Raw genomic sequence first — 19281 nt, 5'->3', positions numbered from 1 at the left:
TCGTCTGCGCCTGGACGTCTCCTACGACGGCACGGACTTCTCGGGCTGGGCTCGCCAGCCGGGCCGCCGGACGGTCCAGGCGCTGCTGGAGGAGGCCCTGCAGCGGCAGCCGCCGGGGGCCTCGGTGCCCAAGTCCGTGGTCGTCGCGGGCCGCACGGACGCCGGGGTGCACGCGACGGGCCAGGTGGTGCACGTCGACGTGGTGCCCCTTTCCGCGCCCTCGGGGCGGATTCCCGTGTCCCCCGAGGGCATCCCGGACCTGGCCCGCATGACGGGCCGGTGGAACCGCCTCCTGCCGGGCGACGTCCGGGTGCTGGGTGCCCGGATCGCGCCCGAGGGTTTCGACGCGCGGTTCTCGGCCATCCGCCGGCACTACCGCTACCGTGTCTCGGACGCGCCCTGGGGTGTGGACCCGTTGCGCCGCCACGACACGCTGGCCTGGAACCGTCCACTGTCGACGGACGCGATGAACGCCGCGGCCGCCGAACTGCTGGGCCTGCACGACTTCGCCGCGTACTGCAAGCAGCGCGACACGGGCACGACGATCCGCGAGCTGCAGCGCCTGGAGTGGGAGCGGGTCGACGAGCACCTGCTGGAGGTCCGCGTATCGGCGGACGCGTTCTGCCATTCGATGGTCCGCAGCCTGGTCGGCGTCCTGCTCCTGGTCGGCGACGGCCGCCGCAGCGACACGTGGCCGGCGAAGGTGCTGGAGAGCGGCATCCGCGACAGCGCGGTCGCCCCGGCGCACGGCTTGACGCTGCTGGGCGTGGACTACCCGCCCGACGCCGAACTCGCGGCCCGCGCGGCCCAAACCCGCAACGTCCGCACTTCACCGTCGAGTGGTTATTCGGGTTAGAGCCCGAATAACCACTCACGACGGGGTGGGTCAGTCGCCGCGGCGGACCGGGCCCAGGAGCTGCTGCTCCTTGCCCGTCGTCACCAGGCGCAGCGGCCGCCACAGGTTGCGGCCGAGGGCCACCACCTGGTCGTCCTGCAACGTCGTCAGCTGGCGCATCATCTGGGGCGGCAGGCGCCAGATCCGCGCCGCCAGCTCGGCCTGACCCGCGGGGAGGCGCTGCATCAGCACCAGGTCCGCCGCGTTGGCCGTCGCGCCCGCCTGCGGGTGCAGGTACGGCAGCACGTAGACCGTCGTCTGCCAGGGCGACCTCGGCGGGAACAGGTCCTGCGGGGTCGGGCCGCCGTCCGTCACGACGAGCAGCGGCGCGTCCTCCGACGGCCGCGGCAGCTCGACCGGGGACAGCCGGCGGATCTGGACCAGCGGCGACGGCCGGCCGTCGCGGGTGCCGGCCGCGCGGGACAGCACCTGCCACTCGGTCGGGCGTCCCGTCGCGACCACGACCCACGCGCCGACCGCCATCGCGCGCATCGCCACCTGGCGGGCCAGGTACAGCCCGCCCACCAGCACGATGCGCGTCGGCGTCGAACGCAGCGCCGAGATCGTCAGCGGCTCGCCCTTGAGGCCCGAGCCGAGCACGATGCCACCGCGGTCACCCGAGGGGCTGACCGCGTCGAGCATCGCCGGGTCCACGGTGAACTCCGGCGCCACCCCGAGGTTCTGCCCGGCGTCACGCATCCGCGAACTCATGCTGTCCCTCCGATCGGCAGCGTCGCCGCGAACGCCGAAACCTGCAGCCCACGCAGCGGCGTCAGGCCGACGTCCAGCCGCTCGGACAGCCCCTGCAGCCGCTGGTCGGCGGCTTCGAGCTCACGCGGGTTGCGCGCGCTCAGCCGGACCACCCCGCGCAACCCGATCTTGCCTTCGTCGGACGCGGGGGAGATCGACATCGCGAGCGTCGCCGACAGCGCGCGGACGCTGGTCAGCGCGTTCAGGCTGCCGGTGATCTTGCCCTTGGGCCAGCCGGTGATCGCGTAGCTCGCGTGGCCGATGCCGGCCGCGGTCACGCCGGACCAGCGCTCCTGCAGCGTCACCTTGCTCGGCGAACCGGCGACCGCGGTGAGCTCCGCGGCCGAAATGCTCGCGCGCAGCAGCTCGTCCGGGTCGAGCGGCCGGGTCGGCACGCCCTGGGACTCCAGCGCGTTGCGCACCCGCGAAAGCGCGCCGATCAGCGCGCGATGGGCGCCGACGACGCCGCCGCCGCGCTCGCGGATCGCGGCCGGGCAGCGCTTCGGGTCGAGCCGGATCGCCACCCACGTCGTCCGCCGCGCCGCCGCGGGCAGCGGGCCGAGCACCTCCATGTAGGAGCTGAGCGCGGGCGAGTCCGCCGGCAGCGCCGCGCTGCCCGGGTAGCAGTGCCAGATGACCTGGATCGAGTCGAGGACCACGCCGCGGTCTTCGAGGCAGGGCGCGAGCGCCGACAGGGGCAGGCTGGGCGCGCCACCGGCCTGGGTGATCAGCGCCGGCGTCGGCTCGACGAGCAGCACCGCCGTCCAGGTGCCGTCGTTCCAGGCGAGGCCGACCTGCTGGCGCTCGTGGTCGACGCCGTGCGCCACGACGAGGTCCGGGACCGCGACGCGCAGCAGGTTCACACGGGCGTCGTCGGGACCGGTCACCGTGGTCTCTTCGGCGGCCAGCTCCTCGACGGTGCTCGGCGGCAGCGGTTCGGCGACGCGGTCGTGGGACCGGAAGGAGTAGCGCAGCGTCAGGCCGATCCACTGAGTGAACCAGCGGCCGCGCCAGCGCAGCAGCGCGACGATGAGGGCGAAGCCGACGATGCCGACGCCGACCCACTTGAGCGACATGTCGATGGCGAGCAGCACGAGCCCGACCGCGAGGCCGACCTCGAGCACGACGAGGTTCGCCACGGGCAGCGGGCCGAGGTTGACGCCCGAGGAGCGCCGCCGGGCGGGCGGAGCCATCCGCACCGGGCTGGGCGCGGGAGTGGCCGGGCCGTCGTCGGGTCCCTGGGGACCGCCGGGGCCACCCGGACCGCCACCGCCGGGGCCGCCGGGTCCACCGGGACCGCCACCGCCGGGCCCACCAGGGCCACCGGGGCCGCCAGGTCCGCCGGGGCCGCCAGGTCCGCCGGGGCCGCCAGGACCGGTGGGGCCGCCAGGACCGGTGGGGCCGCCAGGACCGGTGGGGCCGCCAGGACCGCCGGGCCGTATGACAGGCCCACCAGGAACGGGAACGGGACCGCCGGGGCCGCGCGGGGGCATGCCGGGTCCGCCGGGGCCGCCACCGGGTCCGCCCGGGACACCTCCGGGACCGCCGGGGCCACCTGGTCTCACCGGACGCGGCGGCGGGCCCGGCTGGCGGCCGGGCGGCGGGGGCCCGGGCGGGCCAGGCGGACGTGGAGGGTTGGTGACGGACATCCGCGCTTTCTCTTCCCCTCGTGCTTGCTGCGTACCCGGAAGCCGGGTCCCGGGGTGCCCGACACTAGCTTGAGTTGGTAGAAACCCCACACCAGACGGTCCCCGTACGGCTATCCTGCGGAACCGTACCGCGACGGGGAGAGCTGTAGGTCGAGAATGCCATCAACACCCACGACTAAGTCTCAGGTTCAGGCGTATCAGTTCGTCCTACGGCGGATGCAGTCGGCGCTGGTCCGGCGGGACGCCGTGATGCTGCACGACCCGATGCGCACCCACACGAGGGCCACCATCGTCGGGGTCGTGCTGGGCGCGCTCGGCATGATCGTGTTCGTCGTCTGGGGGCTGCTCAGCCCGGCGCCGTCGGTGCCCGAGGCCGGGAACATCGTGATCGGCGAACAGTCCGGCACGGTCTACGTGGTGATGGGGAACCCGAAGACCCTTGTCCCGACGTTCAACTTGGCGTCGGCCCGGCTTCTCCTGCTGGCCCAGCAAAAGCAACCGAGCGCGGGGAACCCCGGCACGGCGCCGGCGGCTCCGGCGCCGGCCGCGCCGAGCGCCGCGGCTGTGAAGAACCCCACGGTCGTTTCCGATGAGCAGCTGAAGGACATTCCGCGCGGAAAACTGACCGGAATTCCGGACGGACCGCAGCTGATGCCGTCGGATTCCCAGCGCATTTCCCCCAACTGGGCGGTGTGCGACCAGGTTCTGCTCGACCCGACGCAGCCGAACCCGGACATCGGCAAGACCGACACCTACGTCTTCGGCGGCGTCGCGCCGAGCGGCCTCGGCACCGAGCTGGGGGAGAAGGAAGCGTTGCTGGCGGCGGCCGACAACGGCAAGACCTACCTGATCTACCGCCTGCCGAGCACGCAGAACCGCCCGAACGCCAACACCGTCCGCGCCGAGATCGACACCAGCGACTCGCACAACGCCGTCTTGACGGCTTTGCAGCTGCTGAACCAGAAGCCCCGGAAGATCACCCAGGGCCTGCTGAACGCGATCCCGGAGGTCTCGCCGCTGGCCCCGCCGCGGATCCCGGACGGCGCGCCCCCGGCCGACCTCGACGGGCTGGCCCCGGGCGAGGTCTTCTCCACGCAGCCCACGGGTGCGCAGGCCCAGTACTGGGCCATCACCACGACCGGCATCCAGGAGGTGTCGCAGGCGGTCGCCGACGTCATGCGCGTCGCGAAGCACGGCAGTGCGAGCCAGCCGCGGATCCTCGGCCTCGACAAGCTGTCCGGCGTCCGCGTGCTGCGGACCGGCGACCAGGGCTACATCCCGGTCGACGACTTCCCGCGCTCGGTGCCGACGGTCCTCGACGCGACCAAGAACTCCCCGGTCGCGTGCCTCGGCTGGTCGGTGGTCGGCGACGGCGCCAACCGCGACGGCCACACGTCGGTGTACATCGACAACCAGCTGCCGGGCCAGAACGGCCACGGCGCCAAGTTCGCCACGACCAAGGTCACCACGCCGGGCCCGAACCGCGTGCCGATCACCGGCTTCTACCTGCAGCCGGGCTTCGCCGCGGTGGTGCAGTCCGCCACCGGCCAGGCCAGCTTCGGCAAGGGCGCGATCCAGCTGATCTCCGACCGCGGAGTGCGCTACAGCGTCCCGGACGCCGCGACCGCGGACGCGATCGGGCTGAACAACCGGCAGCCCGCGCCCGAGTCGATCATCGGCCTGCTCCCGACCGGCTCGTCGCTGAACACCCAGGACGTGCTCAAGCAGTTCGACTCCGTGCCGATCGACCCGAACGCGGGCTCGTTCCCGACGCAGACGCAGCAGGCGGGCGGCTGAGGCGGAACCATCGGGCGGCGGCGGACGTCTCACGCCCGAAGGGTCTTCTGCTGAGCGGAGAGGTGCCATGGCCGGCTTGAGGATGGACGGCGTGGTCGTCGCCGACTACGCCCGGACGGCCGAGGAGGCCGCTGACGACCTGCACGCGGCCGCGGCGGACGTCGGGGGCGAGGGCGTCTCCGGCGAGTCCTACGGGGCTCTGGGGGCCCAAATCGGCCTCGGTGAGTCGTACGGCCGCGCGGCGGGCGCGTTGCGGCGTCAGCTGGTCGACGGCGCCGAGGCGCTGAAGTCGGCCGCGGAGGCGCTGCGGCACGTCACGGTCCGCCACAGCGGGCAGGACGCGGAGGCGGCGGCGCTGATCGAGCGCGCGGGCAGGCCGGAATGATGTTCGCCGAGCCGGAGGGTTCCACGGACTCCATCCCGCACCCGCTGGCGAAGCGGGCCGCCGCCCCGGTGGCCACCGCCCCCGCGGTGGCGTTCGCCCCGGACGCGGAAGGCGACGAGATCGCCGCCACCGCCGAGCCGTACCTGGCCTACCTGACGGATGTCGCGCACCAGCTGGGCGTGATCGACCCCGTCGAGACGTACTTCCGCCCGCTGATCGGCCGCTGGGGTGACCTCGGCGCGGAAGCCGGGCGGCTGCGCTCGGCCGCCGCGGCGGCGGCCGAGGTGTCCGCGCGGCTCGACGACCGCCTAGGCCGTCTCGACGCGGGCTGGGCGGGCCGGGACGCCGACTCTTTCGTCGCGTACATGCGCGAGATCGGCGCCGCGGGCGGTGACCTCCAGGAGGCGTTGACGGTCCTCGCCGGCGCGCTCGACGAGCTGGTGACCACGCTTCGCCACGTCGTCGTCGACCTCGCCGAAGTTCTCGTCGACGCCGCGGACCTGATCTCCGAGACGATGACGCTGCCCAGTGGCGGCACCAAGCGCGCGCGGGCGCAGCTGCGGGAGACGCAGGATTCGGCGAAGGCGTTGTACGAGACCGCGCGGGACGTCCTCGAGGCGTTCGACCGGCTCTGCGACGGCGTCGACGACCCGGACGCGACCGCGCGCAGCATCGAGATCGCGCACCGGTACCCGGAGGAGCGATTCCGCTTGCAGGAGACGGAATCCGGGGCTGCTGCCGGGGCTACTGCCGCTGCTTCCCCGGCAGGTTCCGACGCCGGTTCCGACGAGGTGACGACGCCGTCGTCGGCGAGCGGGGACCCGGCTGAGCCGAAGCACACGGGCGTCGGAAAGCCGGACGCTGCCCCGCCCGCGGACGCGGCACCCCAGCCGGCACCGGCCCAGGACAGCGCGGCCAACCACAACGCGTCGGGCATGCCGATGATGCCGATGATGGGCTTCGGCGCGTTCGGCGGCGGCGGAGGTGGCGGCGGCCGTCGCCAGTCCAAGACGCGTCCGACGACGACACCGGCGGAGTTGCTGGGGGAGCCGGGTTTGGTGGCCCCGCCGGTGATCGGCGAGGACGAGAACGCACCGAAGCAGAAGAAACCGCCGGCCCCACCCGCGATGTGAACTCCGGCCCGCGTCGAAACGCGGGCCGGACTGCGTTCAGCGGCGGGTGGTGCCCGTGTCGGCCGGGCGGCTGCGGCGGATCGTGCGCATCACGAACAGCGTGATCAGCAACGCCACCAGGCCACCGCCCGTGCCGGCCAGCGCCACGATCATCGGCGTCGAGTTGCTGTCGTTCGACGGCGGGAGCTGGGCCATCTGCGGGGCGGGGATCGGCGCCTGTTTGCCCACCTCGGACGGCAGGCTCTGGGTCAGCGCGGCCACCGGGTCGATGACGCCGTACCCGACGAAGTTGTCCCGGCCGCCCGGGGCCGCCGGGTGCTGGGCCGTCTCCTTGATGCGGTTGATGATGCCCTTCGCGTCCAGGCTCGGGTACTTCGCCTTCACCAGCGCCGCGAGGCCCGCCACGTACGGCGCCGCGAAGCTCGTGCCCTGGATTTCGCTGGCCTTGTCGCCGCTCTCGAACGTCAGGTTCGCCAGGCCGTCGGAGTTCTCGGCGGGGTCGAGCGAGATGATCTGCGTCCCCGGCGCCGCGACGCCGACCCACGGGCCGTGCACGCTGAACGGGGCCACGCCGCCGGTCTGGTCGATCGCCCCGACCGACAGCACGTCGTCGGCGAACCACGGCGGCGTCACGATCGTCCTCGGCTTGCGCGCGTCCGGCTGGTCGTTCTGCGGGCAGGTGTCCGTCGCGTTGCCCGCGGCGGCGACGATCACGATGCCCTGCGACGCGGCGTAGCTGGCGGCGGCCTGGACCTGCTGCTCGCCGTCGGTGATGCGCCCGTCGGCGGCGCGGCAGTTGTCGACCGACATGTTGATGATGTCGGCCTCGTGCCGCTCGGCGATGCCGTGGATGATCTCGGCGAGCGTCTTCAGCGTGCCCGCCGTGCCGGCCTTCTCCAGCTGGCGCCCGCCGTTCGACTGCCCGGGGGACGTCCGGTCGCCGTCCCCTTGACCGGAGCCGCCGCCACCGCCCTGGGTGCTCGGCGGCAGCGAAGACTGCGAACCGGTGGGCGTGCCCGAAGACGGCGCTCCGCTCGACGTGCCGGGCGGCGGGTTCGGGGTCGAGGTCGACGTGTCGGGCTCGTAGTTCTCGCTCAGCTGCCGGTAGGACACGATCGTGGCGTCCGGGGCGACGCCGACGAACCCGACCTCCGGGTTGTCCGGCTTGGCCGCGATGATGCCGGCGACCTCGGTGCCGTGGCCGTCGCAGTCCTCGAGGCCGTCGCCCTTCCCGGCCACCTTCGAGACGTATTCGCCGCCGGGCTTGACCCGGCCCTGGAACCACGGGTGCTGGGTGACGCCGGTGTCGACGACCGCCACCCGGATGTTGCCCCCGGCGCTCCCGGTGGCCGCCTTGACGATCTCCTGCGCCTTCGAGATCTGCAGGTAGTCCTGGCCCCACGGCCGGTTCTTCAGGACGATGTTCTGGCCGAGCGTGCTGCGCTGGACGCAGCCCTTCGACTGCTTGTACTTCTTGTCCGGCTGCCGGGTGTCCGCGGGCAGCTTGGTCATGTCGACCGGCGGCGGGGTCGCGACGTAGCCGTCGGCCGGGGCCGACTGGGCCCACACCGGGATCGTCGCGCCCACCGGGGCCAGGATGCCGAGCGTGCCGGCGATCAGGGCCGTCGTGGTGCGCCGGGTCGTGCCGAAACGGCGTCCTGGTGCCATCGGAGATTCACCCGATCCGGTCACTTGAAGTTCAGGTGCCGCAGGGTGGTGTACAGGTCCATCACACCCAGGGCGAGCGGGAGCACGGAGGCGATGCAGATCGCTTCGATGATCTCGACCGTGCGCCGCAGCGGCGGCGAGAAGCGCTGGTTCGGGAAGATCACGCCGACCACGAGCGCGCCCGCGGCCAGCAGGATCAGCACGCCGAAGACGTAGAGCAGGCGGTTCTGCGCGCTGGCCGTGACGAGCCAGCCGATCCCGATCCCGGTCGCCGCGACGAGGCCGTTGGTCAGCAGGGCGATCGCTTGGCTGCCGTTCGCGTACGCGCGGGCGCGCAGGAGCAGCACGAGCGTCGCGACGACGCCGAGGATGATCCCGAACGCGCCGGGCGCGGTGGCGGCGATGATCGCGGACACCGCGACCGTGGCGCCGCAGCCGATCATCAGGCCGGTCATGTAGTTGTGCGCGATCGCCGTGCGGCGCTCGATCGCGCGGTAGTCCGGGAAGCCGGAGTCTTCCTTCAGCTCTTCGGCGTTGCTCGGGACGTGCGGCAGCGGCAGCTTCGCGAGCCAGATCGTGGCGCGCGGCAGGATCGAGATGCAGGCGAGGGCGACCGCGACCGTGCCGGCCGCGATGCCGGCCGCCGGGTGCGCGACGAGCGTGCCGAAGAGGAAGGCCAGCGCGCCGAAGGTGCCCGCGGTCGCGGCGGCGATGAACGTCGTGATGCCGGCGCCGATCACCATGATGCAGACCGACGCGACGATGATCACGAGGACCGCGCCGAGCAGCAGGTTCGCCCGCATGGAGAGGCCGGGCACGATGTAGAAGCCGCTGACGAAGGCCAGCGGCAGCCCGCCGGCCGCGGCGATCAGGACGCCGGTGGCTTCCGCGCCGTAGGCCTTGGCGAGCGTGGCGCCGACCGCGACGCACGCGATCGCGCCGATGCCGCCCGCGATGGCCGCGCCGAGCGCGTTGCCGCCGTAGAGCGAGCCGCTCATGAACAGCGCGATGGCGGCGGCGACCAGCGCCAGCCCGCCCGCGATGTGCCCGAAGCGGTTCGCCGTCTCCTTGGTCCAGGGGCGGAAGCTGTCGGGGGAGGACTCGGCGATGGCGTCGACGACGTCGTCGTACAGCGGCGGCGGCGGGTTCTCGTTGCGCTTGCGCAGCTGCAGGAGCTCCCCGTCGACGACGCCGAGCGAGGCGAGCGTCCGGCTCGGGTCCAGCGGGGCGTCCCCGAGCTTGGCGAGCGCCCAGCCACCGTGGCGTGCCCCGCCGTCCGGCGACGACTCCTTGGCCATGTCCAGCAGCATCGGCAGGAGATCGGCCACCGCGACGTCGGCGGGCAACGCCACGTCGATCCGGGTGGACGGCGCGACGACCGTCACCCTGCTGAAAACTGTCGTGCCCGTAGCCACTGCACTGCCCCCGCTCGGTCGAGACTGCTCCCGGGGGAACTTATACCGAACCCCGGTGCGGGCATCACCGAACGTCCGAAAATCACCGGCAGCGGCAGGTCGGTTCGCGGAACTCGGCGTTACTGTCGGTGGTGGGCCCTACACTCGCCGGGCGAGGGTGGGGCAGCGCTCATGAGGTCTTCCGGCATCCGCCGGAATTCGTCCGCGGCGTTCGATAGGTTGTTCGCACCAAGCGGTGGCCGCCATCGTCGAGTTTGAATGAGGGGTCCTTCGATGAGCACGCTGCAGTTCAAGAAGTCGCCGCGGCTGGCGGCACCGCGTCCGCCGGGCGGTGAGGTGCACCTCGAGCCGCCGCCCGAGGTGCCGCGCGTCATCCCCGGGAACATCGTCATGAAGGCGCTTCCGGTCGTCATGATCGTCGCGTCGCTCGGGATGATGGTCTTCATGTTCCAGGCCAGCAACCGGAACCCGATGATGATGGCCATGGGCGGCATGATGGTCGTCGGCACGCTCGGGATGATGGCCGGCGGCGGGGGCAAGGGCGGCGGCGCCAAGCGCGCCGAGATGGACGAAGACCGCAAGGACTACCTCCGCTACCTGGGCCAGATGCGCGACCGGGCCCGTGAGGCGATGGTCGACCAGCGCGCGGCCCTGGAGTGGGTGCACCCCGACCCCCAGTCCCTCTGGTCGCTGGCCGCCAGCCGCCGGATGTGGGAACGCCGCCAGAACGACCAGGACTTCCTGCACCTGCGCGTCGGGCGCAGCTCGCACCGCCTCGCGACGCGGCTGGTCCCGCCGCAGACCGGGCCGGTCGACGAGCTGGAGCCGATCGCCACCCTCGCGCTGCGCCGGTTCGTGCGCGCGCACTCGATCGTGCCGGACCTGCCGACCCAGATCACCCTCCGCGGGTTCGCCGCGGTGAGCATGCAGGGCGACCGGGCGCTGACGCGCGGCCTCACCCGCGCGATGCTCGCGCAGATGGTCACCTTCCACAGCCCCGACGACGTGCTGGTCGCGATCGCCACCGCGGGCCGGGCGAAGGAGGAGTGGGAGTGGGCGAAGTGGCTGCCGCACGCCCAGCACCCGACGCTGTCGGACGGCATCGGCCAGCTCCGCATGATGGCCGGTTCGCTGGCCCAGATCGAAAACTGGCTCGACGAAGAACTGCGTGACCGCCAGCGGTTCTCCCGCAACGCCACCCCGGCGCCGGACCAGCCGCACGTCGTGATCATCGTGGACGACGCCGAGGTGACCCGCGAAGAGCAGATCATCCTCGAGGAGGGCTTGGTCGGCGTCACGCTGGTCGACCTGTCCGACTCCATCGGCAACCTCGCCGCCCGCCGCGGCCTGCGGCTGGTCGTCGAACCCGACCGCCTCGGCGCGCGCAGCGCCGGCGGTGTGGAGTGGTTCGGTCGCCCGGACACGCTCAGCCTGGTCGAGACCGAGTCGCTGGCCCGGCTCATCTCGCCCTACCGCGTCGGTGGCGCGGCCGGGCAGGACGTCGGCGACGAAGAGCCGCTGCTGTCCAACCCGTCGCTGCTGGAACTGCTCGGCATCCCCGGCGACCCGATGACCTTCGACGTCCAGCAAGCGTGGCGGCCGCGTCCGATCCGGGACCGCTACCGCGTCCCGTTCGGCGTCGGCGAATACGGGCAGCCGGTGGAGCTGGACATCAAGGAAGCCGCCGCCGAAGGGATGGGTCCGCACGGGTTGTGCATCGGCGCGACCGGGTCCGGTAAGTCGGAGTTCCTGCGCACCCTGGTGCTGGGCATGCTCGCCACGCATTCGTCCTCGACGCTGAATTTCGTCCTGGTCGACTTCAAGGGTGGTGCGACGTTCCTGGGGCTGGACAAGGCCCCGCACGTGTCGGCGGTGATCACCAACCTCGCCGACGAGGTCACCCTGGTCGACCGGATGAAGGACGCGCTGGCCGGCGAGATGAACCGCCGCCAGGAAGCGTTGAAGAACGGCGGCAACTTCAAGAACGTCTGGGAGTACGAGAAAGCCCGCGAGAACGGCGCCGACCTCGACCCGCTGCCGGCGTTGTTCATCGTGTGTGACGAGTTTTCCGAGCTGCTGGCCGCGAAGCCGGACTTCATCGACTTGTTCGTCGCGATCGGCCGGCTGGGCCGGTCGCTGCAGATGCACATGCTGCTCGCCTCCCAGCGGCTGGAGGAAGGCAAGCTGCGCGGCCTGGACTCGCACCTGTCGTATCGGATCGGGTTGAAGACGTTCTCCGCGGCGGAGTCCCGGGCGGCGATCGGGGTGCCGGACGCGTTCGAGCTGCCCTCGGTCCCCGGCGGCGGCTACCTGAAGTACGACACCTCGACGCTGGTGCGGTTCAAGGCCTCCTACGTCTCCGGGCCTTACCGGCCGGCGGGGATCCAGGCGGCGGGTCCGGCGGCGACGGTGGTGCGGGCGGACAAACGCCCGCAGCTGTTCGTCCCGGACTTCGTCGAGCTGCCGAAGGAACCGGAACCGGAGCAGATCGAAGCGGCCCCGGTGGCTGCGCCCCCGCAGTCGGAGGAGGCGGTCGAACCATCCGAGCTGGATGTGATCGTGTCGCGGCTGATCGGGCAGGGCCCGCCCGCGCACGAGGTGTGGCTGCCGCCGCTGAAGGACCCCAACTCCCTCGACACCCTGTTGCCGAACCTGAACCCGACCGATGACCGGGGCCTGTCCCCGGTCGGGTTTTTCGGCAACGGCCGGTTGCAGGTGCCGTTGGGGATCATCGACCGGCCGTATGAGCAGCGGCGTGACCCGTTGTGGGCGGACTTCTCCGGCGCGGCCGGGCACGGCGTGATCGTCGGCGGCCCGCAGTCGGGGAAGTCGACGATGCTGCGGACGCTGATCATGTCGATGGCGTTGACGCACACGCCGGAGGAGGCGCAGTTCTACTGCCTGGACCTCGGTGGCGGCACCCTGGCCGGGCTGGCCGACCTCCCGCACGTCGGCGGCGTCGCGGTCGCGCGTCGGGAGCCGGACAAGGCGCGGCGGATCGTGGCCGAGCTGACCACCCTGCTGACGGAGCGGGAGGGCCGGTTCGGGGCGATGGGGATCGACTCGATGACCGAGTTCCGCAACCGCAAACGCCGCGGCGAGATCCGCGCGGATCAGGACCCGTTCGGCGACGCGTTCCTCATCGTCGACAACTGGCGGGCGTTGCGCGATGACTTCGAAGAGCTGGAAACCACCATCACCCGGATCGCGACGCAGGGTCTGTCCTACGGCGTGCACGTGGTGATCGCCGCCAACCGGTGGGCGGACATCCGCCCGGCGATCAAGGACATGATCGGCACCCGGTTCGAGCTGCGCCTCGGTGACCCGACCGAGTCCGACATCGACCGCCGCGTCGCGGTGAACATCCCGACCGGGCGCCCAGGCCGCGGGTTGACCCGGGAGAAGCTGCACATGCTCGGCGGTCTCCCGCGGATCGACGGCTCCAGCGACCCGGAGACGATCGCGGCCGGGGTGGCGGACGCGGTGGCGAAGATCAAGGCCGCGTGGCGGGGCCGGGTGGCGCCGCAGGTGCGGCTGCTGCCGGAGATGATCACCTATGAGGAGGTGCTCCAGCTCGACGCGCATCGGGATTCGAAGCTGATCCCGATCGGCGTCAACGAGGAGGATCTGCAGCCGATCTATCTGGACTTCAACGCCGAGCCGCACTTCTACGCCTTCGCCGACGGCGAGTCGGGGAAGACGAACCTGCTGCGTCAGATCGCCCGCGGTATTTCCGAGCGGTTCACCGCGAAGGAAGCGCTGATCCTGCTGGTGGATTACCGGCGCACGATGCTCGGGTATGTGCAGGGCGACTCGCTGCTGGGGTATGCGGTGTCGGCGGCGCAGCTGGAGAGCATGGTCGGCGACGTCTTCAACTCGATGACCCGGCGCCTGCCGGGCCCGGACGTGACGCAGGAGCAGCTGAAGACACGGTCGTGGTGGAAGGGGCCGGAGTTGTTCATCCTGGTCGACGACTACGACCTGGTCGCGACCTCCAGCAATAACCCGCTGCGGAAGATCTCCGACTTCCTGCCCCAGGCGAAGGACGTGGGTCTGCATCTGGTGGTGGTGCGGCGCACGGGTGGTGCGTCGAAGGCGATGTATGACCCGATCATCGGCAAGCTGAAGGAGATCGCGGCGCCGGGCATGGTGATGAACGGTTCCCGCGACGAGGGCGCGTTGGTGGGCAACATCAAGCCGTCGGCGATGCCGCCGGGGCGGGGCAACCTGCTGACCCGCAAGGCCGGCAAGCAGCTCATCCAGGTGTCGTGGATCAACCCCGACTGACGACGGTGGCCGGACGCGCTCTCGGCGAGGTGGGTAGGTTCCTCCCCGAGGGCGCGCCTGGCCGGCCGGGCGCGGGGGAACATTGCTGTGTTGTCTTCGGGAGCTGCTGGTGACGGTCCGGGTTGCGGTGGACTTCGGGACGTCGAGCACCTGCGTCGTCGCCTCGGTGAACGGGCGCGACCCGCAGGTCGTGGTGATCGACGGCCAGCCGCTGATGTCCTCGGCGGTGTTCGCCGCGGCGGACGGCACGCTCTTCGTCGGCCAGGAGGCCGAGCGGCAGGCAGCCGTCGACCCCTCGCGGTACGAGCCGAATCCGAAGCGCCGGATCGACGAAGGCGACCTGCTGCTCGGTGACAGCGTCCTGCGCGTCACCGACGTCGTGCACGCCGTGCTGGGCCGCGCGGTCGCCGAGGCGCGCCGGCTCGCCGGCGAGGCCGAGGTCGACCTGCTGGTGCTGACCCACCCCGCGGACTGGGGCGCCATCCGCACCCGGCTGCTGCGGCAGGCCGCGGGCGGGCTGGCGCGCGAGGTCGCGCTGGTGCCCGAGCCGGTCGCGGCGGCGGTCTACCACGCGGCGACGTTCGCGCCGCAGGACGTGACGAACGACCGCACCGTCGAGTTCAGCGGCCGCCCCGGCGACGCGCTCGCGGTGCTCGACCTCGGCGGCGGCACGGTCGACGTCAGCGTGGTGCGGCGGCTGCCGCCGGACGCCGCGCGCGACCGGGCCGGCCGTCCGCAGCGCGGCGGCTTCCAGGTGCTCGCCACCCGGGGCGACCCCGCGTTCGGCGGCGCGGACATCGACCAGGCGCTGCTGGAGCACGTCGGCTCGCTCGTCGCGGGCGCGGACCAAGACGCGTGGCGGCAGCTCGTCGAAGGGCGCGAGATGGTCGACCGGCGCCGCCGCCGCGTGCTGCGCCAGGACGTGCGGGGCGCCAAGGAAACGCTGTCGCGCCACGCCTACACCGACGTGCCGATGCCCCCGCCGTTCGCCGACGCGCACGTCACGCGCGAAGACCTCGAGCGGCTGATCGCGGCGCCGCTGGGCCGCGCGGTGGAGCTGACGGTCGCGGCGATCGGCGACGCCGGCCTGCGGCCGAAGCAGCTCACGGCGATCTTCCTGGTCGGCGGGTCGAGCCGGATCCCGATGATCTCGCGGCTGGTGCACGAGCGCACCGGCGTCGTGCCGACGAGCCTCGACCAGCCCGAGACGGTCGTCGCGCGCGGCGCGCTGCGGGCGGTGCTGGTCGACCCGGACCGCACGGGCGCGCTGCCCGGCGAAGCCATGGCGCGGCTGGGCGCGGTGCCCGGCGGCGCCCACAGCCCGGCGGCGCAGCGCACCGAGGTCGTCCGACCCGGCGACGTCGCCCCGCGCCCCTCGGACCAGCGCCCGGCGCCGCCGCGCACGGCCGCCGCCATGCCGCCCGGGGCCGCCGGGTTCCCGAACCGCGCGGCCCCGCCGTCGCCGCCCCACGGGCAGCCGGCGGCCCGGCCGTGGACCCCGGCCGCCGGCCAGCCCGCCCAAGGGCTCCCCACCCCCAACCGCCCCGGCGGCGCTCCCGCCCAGCCGGAGAAGAAGGGGCGCGGGAAGCTCTGGGGGATCGTCGGCGTCGCCGTGGCCGTCGTGGCCGCGCTCGTCGTCACCGGGATCTTCGTGTTCCGCGACTCCGGGACCCAGGCCGAGACGGGCCGGACGCTTTCGCAGTACGACTTCAAGTTCATCGCGCCGGAGGACTGGGTCCAGACCGACGACCGGGTTGCCGACAAGCAGGTCGTCATCCACCCGCAGGAGTCCCGTGACGGCAACGACCTCCTGGTCGCCCAGGAGTACGTCATGGACTACGACGCGACGGCGAACCCGCAGAAGCTCGCCGACGAGCTGAAGCGCACGGCGGACACCGACACCGACCGCTGGAGCGGGTTCAACCCGAGCCTGTCCTACGCGGGCAAGACCGTGATCGGGTACCACGAGAGCAAGCCGAACCGCCCCGACCTCCAGGTCGACTGGTACGTCGTGGCGAAGGGGAAGATCCGCGTCCACGTCGGGTGCCAGTACGCCACGGCGCAACTGCGCGACCAGGTCGCCGCCGCGTGCACGCAGGCCGTGCGCACGGTCGAGATCGTCGGCTGAGAGAAAGGGGGGCACCCGGTGCCGTCCGAAGAGTTCGACAGCGCCGCGGCGGCCTTCCGGCGCACCGGCGAAGACGCGGTGACGCACGCCCGGCGCGTCGCCGGCAACGCGAAGGCGCGCACGCACCGGCACCACAGCGAAAACGTCGAACTGCTGAAGCGCGGCGGCCGCGGCGCGAAGTCCGGCGACCCCACACCCGGGACGCTGCGCGCCGCCGCCGAACGGTTCCGCCGCGCCCGCGGGTTGTCGGTTCCGGCGGTTCCCGATCCCGCCGATTCGGTTCCTTCGCGTTCGCAATCCACCGCTCGTGCCCCTCGAACGGGTGACGAGGACGAAGACTTTTCCCAGATGCGAATCATGAAACGCGACGGCTGAACGCCGGCGCCGATTGCTGTGCGTGTGCTAACCACGCTGGTGGAGAACGCTTTTCCGGGTGACGAGTCGCCGGGTCGAGGCGTTCGCGGAATACCCGTCGCGATCGGTTCCCGCGAGGAGCGTTCACGCAAGCAACTACTTGCGGGCAAAGCACGACAAGGGGGAACCGGACGTGGCAGGGTCTGCGTCGTAGGGCCGTACAACGAACAAGCTTGGTACGGCCAACCACCACTCTTCAGAAGGGGGTTCCGGTATGAGCGCCGGTTCCGGATTCCAGGGGACAGTTCAGCAGTTCACCGAGGCCGAAGGCCGTGTCACCGAGGTGCGCGCCGGCATGGACAGCAACCTCGTCACGCTGCGCGACCGCATCGAGGCCACCCGCGCCGGCTGGCAGGGTGACGCGCAGAAGGCGTTCGACAACGTCATGCGCCGCTTCGACGACGACGCCCGCCAGATGAACCAGGCCCTGCAGCGCATCGGTGACCTCCTCCGCGAGGCGGGCTCGAAGTACGAGAAGTCCGAGCAGCAGCAGCAGGAGATCCTGTCGGCCGTCAACAAGGGCTTCGACGCGCTCGGCTGACCCCGAACCGACCTCTTCCCACTCACGGACTTTTCAGACCCTCAAAGGAGCATCCGATGTCTCAGCCCGGCATTGTCGTAAATTACGCCACCATCCACGCGGCCGCGGACGACTGCCGCAGCACCGGTGGCGAGCTGCAGCAGGCCTTCGACCGCCTGAAGGACGACCTCAAGCCGCTGGTCACCACCTGGACCGGTTCCGCCAAGGAGCAGTACGACCAGGCCCAGCGCACCTGGGACCAGAAGTTCGAGGACCTGAAGCAGGTTCTGGCGCAGATCGCCGCCGCCCTGCCGCAGATCGCCGATGGCTACCAGTCGACGGACAACGCGGTCGAAGGCCTCTTCTGAGCCGCTACTGCGCCGTTCGTTACCAATCCGACTACAGCTACGGCCGATGGCTTCCGATGCAGCGATTGCGTGCCACTCGGGGGCCGGCCTACTTCCGGTCGGATTGGTAACCGCGGAAACCACGGCGGGCCCGCACTCCGGTGCGGGGCCCGCCGTTTTCTTTTGCGCGGCAAGGGAAAACTCAGTGCGGTGCGCCGACCTCGTACTCGGGGCGGTCGTTGAGCACCCGGACCGTCACCTTCTTGTCCTGGCCGCCGATCTTCACCGTGCAGTCGAACGTCGTGCCGTTCTCGGCGGCTTCGTTCGCCGGGCACTGCGCGTTCGTCACGTCCGGCTCGCCGTAGCTCTCGTTCAGGACCTTGACCACACCGTCCTGAAGGGACTGTTGCTCGAGCACGTTCCCGCGGAACGCGCCCAGGAGCCACGCGGCCCCGCCGCCGACGACGAGCACCAGGACGACCGCGCCGGCGATCAGCGCCGGCTTCTTCGACTTCGGCTTCTTCTCCGGCTTCGCCGCGAACGCGCCCAAGCCGCCGTACTGCGCCGGCTGGAACCCGCCGCCGTACTGCTGCTGAGCGGGCGGCGGGAACTGCGCCGCCTGGCCGCCACCCGGCGTGCCCGGCTGCTGCCACGGACCGCTGCCCGGCTGTCCCGGCTGCCACGGTCCCGAGAACGACCCGGAACCACCCGGCTGCTGCGCGGGGGCCCACTGGCCGGTGTAGGAACCGGAAGCCGCGCCCGGGTCGGCGTTCTGCTGCCACTGCCCGCCGTGCGGGCCGGTCGCCTGCTGCTCCTGCCACCCGGCGGGCGGGTGGGCCGGCGGCTGCCACCACTGCGGCTGCTGCGGGTCGGGTGGCTGGGTCATCGGTGCTCACCTCGGGTCGTGGCGGTGGTCACTGGCCCTGCGCTTCGCCGAGCCGGCGGTAGAAGTCGTTCATCGCCGCCCGGTCGGGCAGCACCGTGATCTGCGACGCGTCCGGCAGCTTCGGCATGTCCTGCAGGCTCGCCTTGCCGGTGAACCGGAAGTCGTACTTGAGCTCGATGTTGTGGCCGTCGCCGGAGAACTTGGCGTCCATCACGAACGAGACCAGGCTGCCGTCCGGGTTCAGCGTGATCGTGCTCGGCACCACGGCCTTCTTCAGCTCCGGCCCGAACTGGTCGGTGATGCTCGGCGGCAGGATCTCGACCTTGTTCTTGACGAAGACGCCGAACGGCACGTTGACGGTCAGCGCGGTCTTCCCGTCGCCGAGGCTCTTCGCCCCGCGGACCGCGCGCTTGTCGGCCTGGTAGGCGTCCACGGTCGAGTCCGCCATCCGGCACGGGGTCAGCACCCCGCCCCAGACGCACGGCTGGACCAGGCCGGCCTCCGGCTTCGGCATCGACACCCACGCCGTCGGCGAGACGCCCTTCTGGACGTACATCGGGCCGAGGTAGGTGTACTCGACCGAGCCGTCGGCGGGCGTGTACGTGTCGATGATCTCGTCCGGGTTCTTCTGCGACCCGTGCCGCACCGCCCGGCTCTCCGGGCTGCCGGTGCGCGCCGACGTCACGGTGCTGTGGATCCACTTGTCGTCGAACTTGAAGTAGGCGTCCAGCGAGTTGGTGACGTCGCGCGTGTCGGTGATGGCGTTCCCGAGCTTGCCGATGACCTGCTCGAACTTCGCGCCGACGTAGTCCGCCGCGTCGTCGCCCTTCGGCAGCGCGGTGCCCGCCTTCGCCGTGCCGCAGGCGCTGACCAGGGCCAGGACGGCGCCCAGGACGAAGATCGCCGTCGGTCGTCTGCTCATGCGCGTCCCCCGCTCGAGTGGTGCCGCCCGGATCGTCTCATCCTCGCGTGTCGGCGCGGCGCGTGCGGGCACTTCGGCGGGAAAA

General features: G+C 71.9%; 15 protein-coding genes. 9 read left to right on the top strand and 6 right to left on the bottom strand.

The window, feature by feature from the left end:
• Positions 1-10 precede the first annotated feature (10 nt).
• Positions 11-856, top strand: coding sequence for a tRNA pseudouridine(38-40) synthase TruA (gene truA / locus ACZ7OH_RS10060; RefSeq protein WP_470280869.1), 846 nt, complete (start codon positions 11-13; stop codon positions 854-856).
• Between the two features lie 30 nt (positions 857-886).
• Here the strand turns inward: truA and ACZ7OH_RS10055 are convergent, their stop codons facing one another.
• Together ACZ7OH_RS10055 and eccE are read right to left on the bottom strand one after the other, a co-directional pair.
• Complete coding sequence (locus tag ACZ7OH_RS10055; RefSeq protein WP_086681370.1) at positions 887-1606, bottom strand: hypothetical protein; 720 nt, start codon at positions 1604-1606, stop codon at positions 887-889.
• Positions 1603-2838: a type VII secretion protein EccE gene (gene eccE, locus ACZ7OH_RS10050; RefSeq protein WP_400900714.1), complete on the bottom strand. Its 1236-nt coding sequence runs from the start codon at positions 2836-2838 to the stop codon at positions 1603-1605. The genes ACZ7OH_RS10055 and eccE overlap by 4 nt, the downstream gene beginning before the upstream one ends.
• A gap of 612 nt (positions 2839-3450) precedes the next feature.
• Between eccE and eccB the strand changes: the two genes are divergently transcribed.
• The 3 genes from eccB (at position 3451) to ACZ7OH_RS10035 (ending at position 6609) form a co-directional block, all read left to right on the top strand.
• Positions 3451-5091, top strand: a complete 1641-nt coding sequence (eccB, locus tag ACZ7OH_RS10045) for a type VII secretion protein EccB (protein ID WP_470280525.1) — start codon at positions 3451-3453, stop codon at positions 5089-5091.
• Positions 5092-5158: 67 nt separating this feature from the next.
• Positions 5159-5476 (top strand): hypothetical protein, encoded by a 318-nt coding sequence (locus ACZ7OH_RS10040; protein WP_400900710.1) that lies wholly within the window; start codon positions 5159-5161, stop codon positions 5474-5476.
• The gene (locus ACZ7OH_RS10035; protein ID WP_470280868.1) at positions 5476-6609 is read left to right on the top strand and encodes a WXG100 family type VII secretion target; all 1134 of its coding nucleotides are present in this window, start codon (positions 5476-5478) and stop codon (positions 6607-6609) included. The genes ACZ7OH_RS10040 and ACZ7OH_RS10035 overlap by 1 nt, the downstream gene beginning before the upstream one ends.
• A 36-nt stretch (positions 6610-6645) precedes the next feature.
• On the opposite strand, the gene ACZ7OH_RS10030 is transcribed toward ACZ7OH_RS10035, so the two are convergent.
• Positions 6646-8277 carry a S8 family serine peptidase gene (locus tag ACZ7OH_RS10030; RefSeq protein ID WP_470280524.1) on the bottom strand — a complete coding sequence of 544 codons (1632 nt, stop codon included), beginning with the start codon at positions 8275-8277 and terminating at the stop codon, positions 6646-6648.
• Positions 8278-8297: 20 nt separating this feature from the next.
• Positions 8298-9662: a type VII secretion integral membrane protein EccD gene (gene eccD, locus ACZ7OH_RS10025; RefSeq protein WP_400900706.1), complete on the bottom strand. Its 1365-nt coding sequence runs from the start codon at positions 9660-9662 to the stop codon at positions 8298-8300.
• A 303-nt stretch (positions 9663-9965) separates the two neighbouring features.
• Between eccD and eccCa the strand changes: the two genes are divergently transcribed.
• From eccCa to ACZ7OH_RS10000, 5 genes are all read left to right on the top strand, one after another.
• Positions 9966-13979, top strand: coding sequence for a type VII secretion protein EccCa (gene eccCa, locus ACZ7OH_RS10020; protein ID WP_470280523.1), 4014 nt, complete (start codon positions 9966-9968; stop codon positions 13977-13979).
• A 109-nt stretch (positions 13980-14088) separates the two neighbouring features.
• The gene (locus ACZ7OH_RS10015) at positions 14089-16107 is read left to right on the top strand and encodes a type VII secretion-associated protein (protein WP_470280522.1); all 2019 of its coding nucleotides are present in this window, start codon (positions 14089-14091) and stop codon (positions 16105-16107) included.
• Between the two features lie 18 nt (positions 16108-16125).
• Positions 16126-16482, top strand: a complete 357-nt coding sequence (locus tag ACZ7OH_RS10010) for a hypothetical protein (protein ID WP_400900700.1) — start codon at positions 16126-16128, stop codon at positions 16480-16482.
• 253 nt (positions 16483-16735) lie between these two features.
• Positions 16736-17062, top strand: coding sequence for a WXG100 family type VII secretion target (locus ACZ7OH_RS10005; RefSeq protein ID WP_470280521.1), 327 nt, complete (start codon positions 16736-16738; stop codon positions 17060-17062).
• A gap of 56 nt (positions 17063-17118) precedes the next feature.
• Positions 17119-17409, top strand: a complete 291-nt coding sequence (locus tag ACZ7OH_RS10000) for a WXG100 family type VII secretion target (protein WP_470280520.1) — start codon at positions 17119-17121, stop codon at positions 17407-17409.
• 181 nt (positions 17410-17590) lie between these two features.
• Here the strand turns inward: ACZ7OH_RS10000 and ACZ7OH_RS09995 are convergent, their stop codons facing one another.
• Entirely contained in the window at positions 17591-18274 is a 684-nt protein-coding gene (locus ACZ7OH_RS09995; RefSeq protein ID WP_470280519.1) for a DUF4333 domain-containing protein, read from the bottom strand.
• A 28-nt stretch (positions 18275-18302) separates the two neighbouring features.
• On the bottom strand, positions 18303-19196 hold the full coding sequence (locus ACZ7OH_RS09990) for a hypothetical protein (RefSeq protein WP_470280518.1): 894 nt from the start codon (positions 19194-19196) through the stop codon (positions 18303-18305).
• Positions 19197-19281 lie beyond the last annotated feature (85 nt).

Source organism: Amycolatopsis sp. NPDC114478 (genome assembly GCF_055633805.1).
The sequence above is the reverse complement of the archived record's forward strand: the minus strand, read 5'-3'. Positions and strand labels throughout refer to the sequence as shown.

Excerpts from the sequence above, each read along its gene's own strand:
- ACZ7OH_RS10055 (WP_086681370.1), bottom strand. The coding sequence starts at position 1,606 with ATGAGTTCGCGGATGCGTGACGCCGGGCAGAACCTCGGGGTGGCGCCG.
- eccE (WP_400900714.1), bottom strand. The coding sequence starts at position 2,838 with ATGGCTCCGCCCGCCCGGCGGCGCTCCTCGGGCGTCAACCTCGGCCCG.
- eccB (WP_470280525.1), top strand. The coding sequence starts at position 3,451 with ATGCCATCAACACCCACGACTAAGTCTCAGGTTCAGGCGTATCAGTTC.
- ACZ7OH_RS10040 (WP_400900710.1), top strand. The coding sequence starts at position 5,159 with ATGGCCGGCTTGAGGATGGACGGCGTGGTCGTCGCCGACTACGCCCGG.
- ACZ7OH_RS10035 (WP_470280868.1), top strand. The coding sequence starts at position 5,476 with ATGTTCGCCGAGCCGGAGGGTTCCACGGACTCCATCCCGCACCCGCTG.
- ACZ7OH_RS10030 (WP_470280524.1), bottom strand. The coding sequence starts at position 8,277 with ATGGCACCAGGACGCCGTTTCGGCACGACCCGGCGCACCACGACGGCC.
- eccCa (WP_470280523.1), top strand. The coding sequence starts at position 9,966 with ATGAGCACGCTGCAGTTCAAGAAGTCGCCGCGGCTGGCGGCACCGCGT.
- ACZ7OH_RS10005 (WP_470280521.1), top strand. The coding sequence starts at position 16,736 with ATGAGCGCCGGTTCCGGATTCCAGGGGACAGTTCAGCAGTTCACCGAG.
- ACZ7OH_RS10000 (WP_470280520.1), top strand. The coding sequence starts at position 17,119 with ATGTCTCAGCCCGGCATTGTCGTAAATTACGCCACCATCCACGCGGCC.
- ACZ7OH_RS09995 (WP_470280519.1), bottom strand. The coding sequence starts at position 18,274 with ATGACCCAGCCACCCGACCCGCAGCAGCCGCAGTGGTGGCAGCCGCCG.
- ACZ7OH_RS09990 (WP_470280518.1), bottom strand. The coding sequence starts at position 19,196 with ATGAGCAGACGACCGACGGCGATCTTCGTCCTGGGCGCCGTCCTGGCC.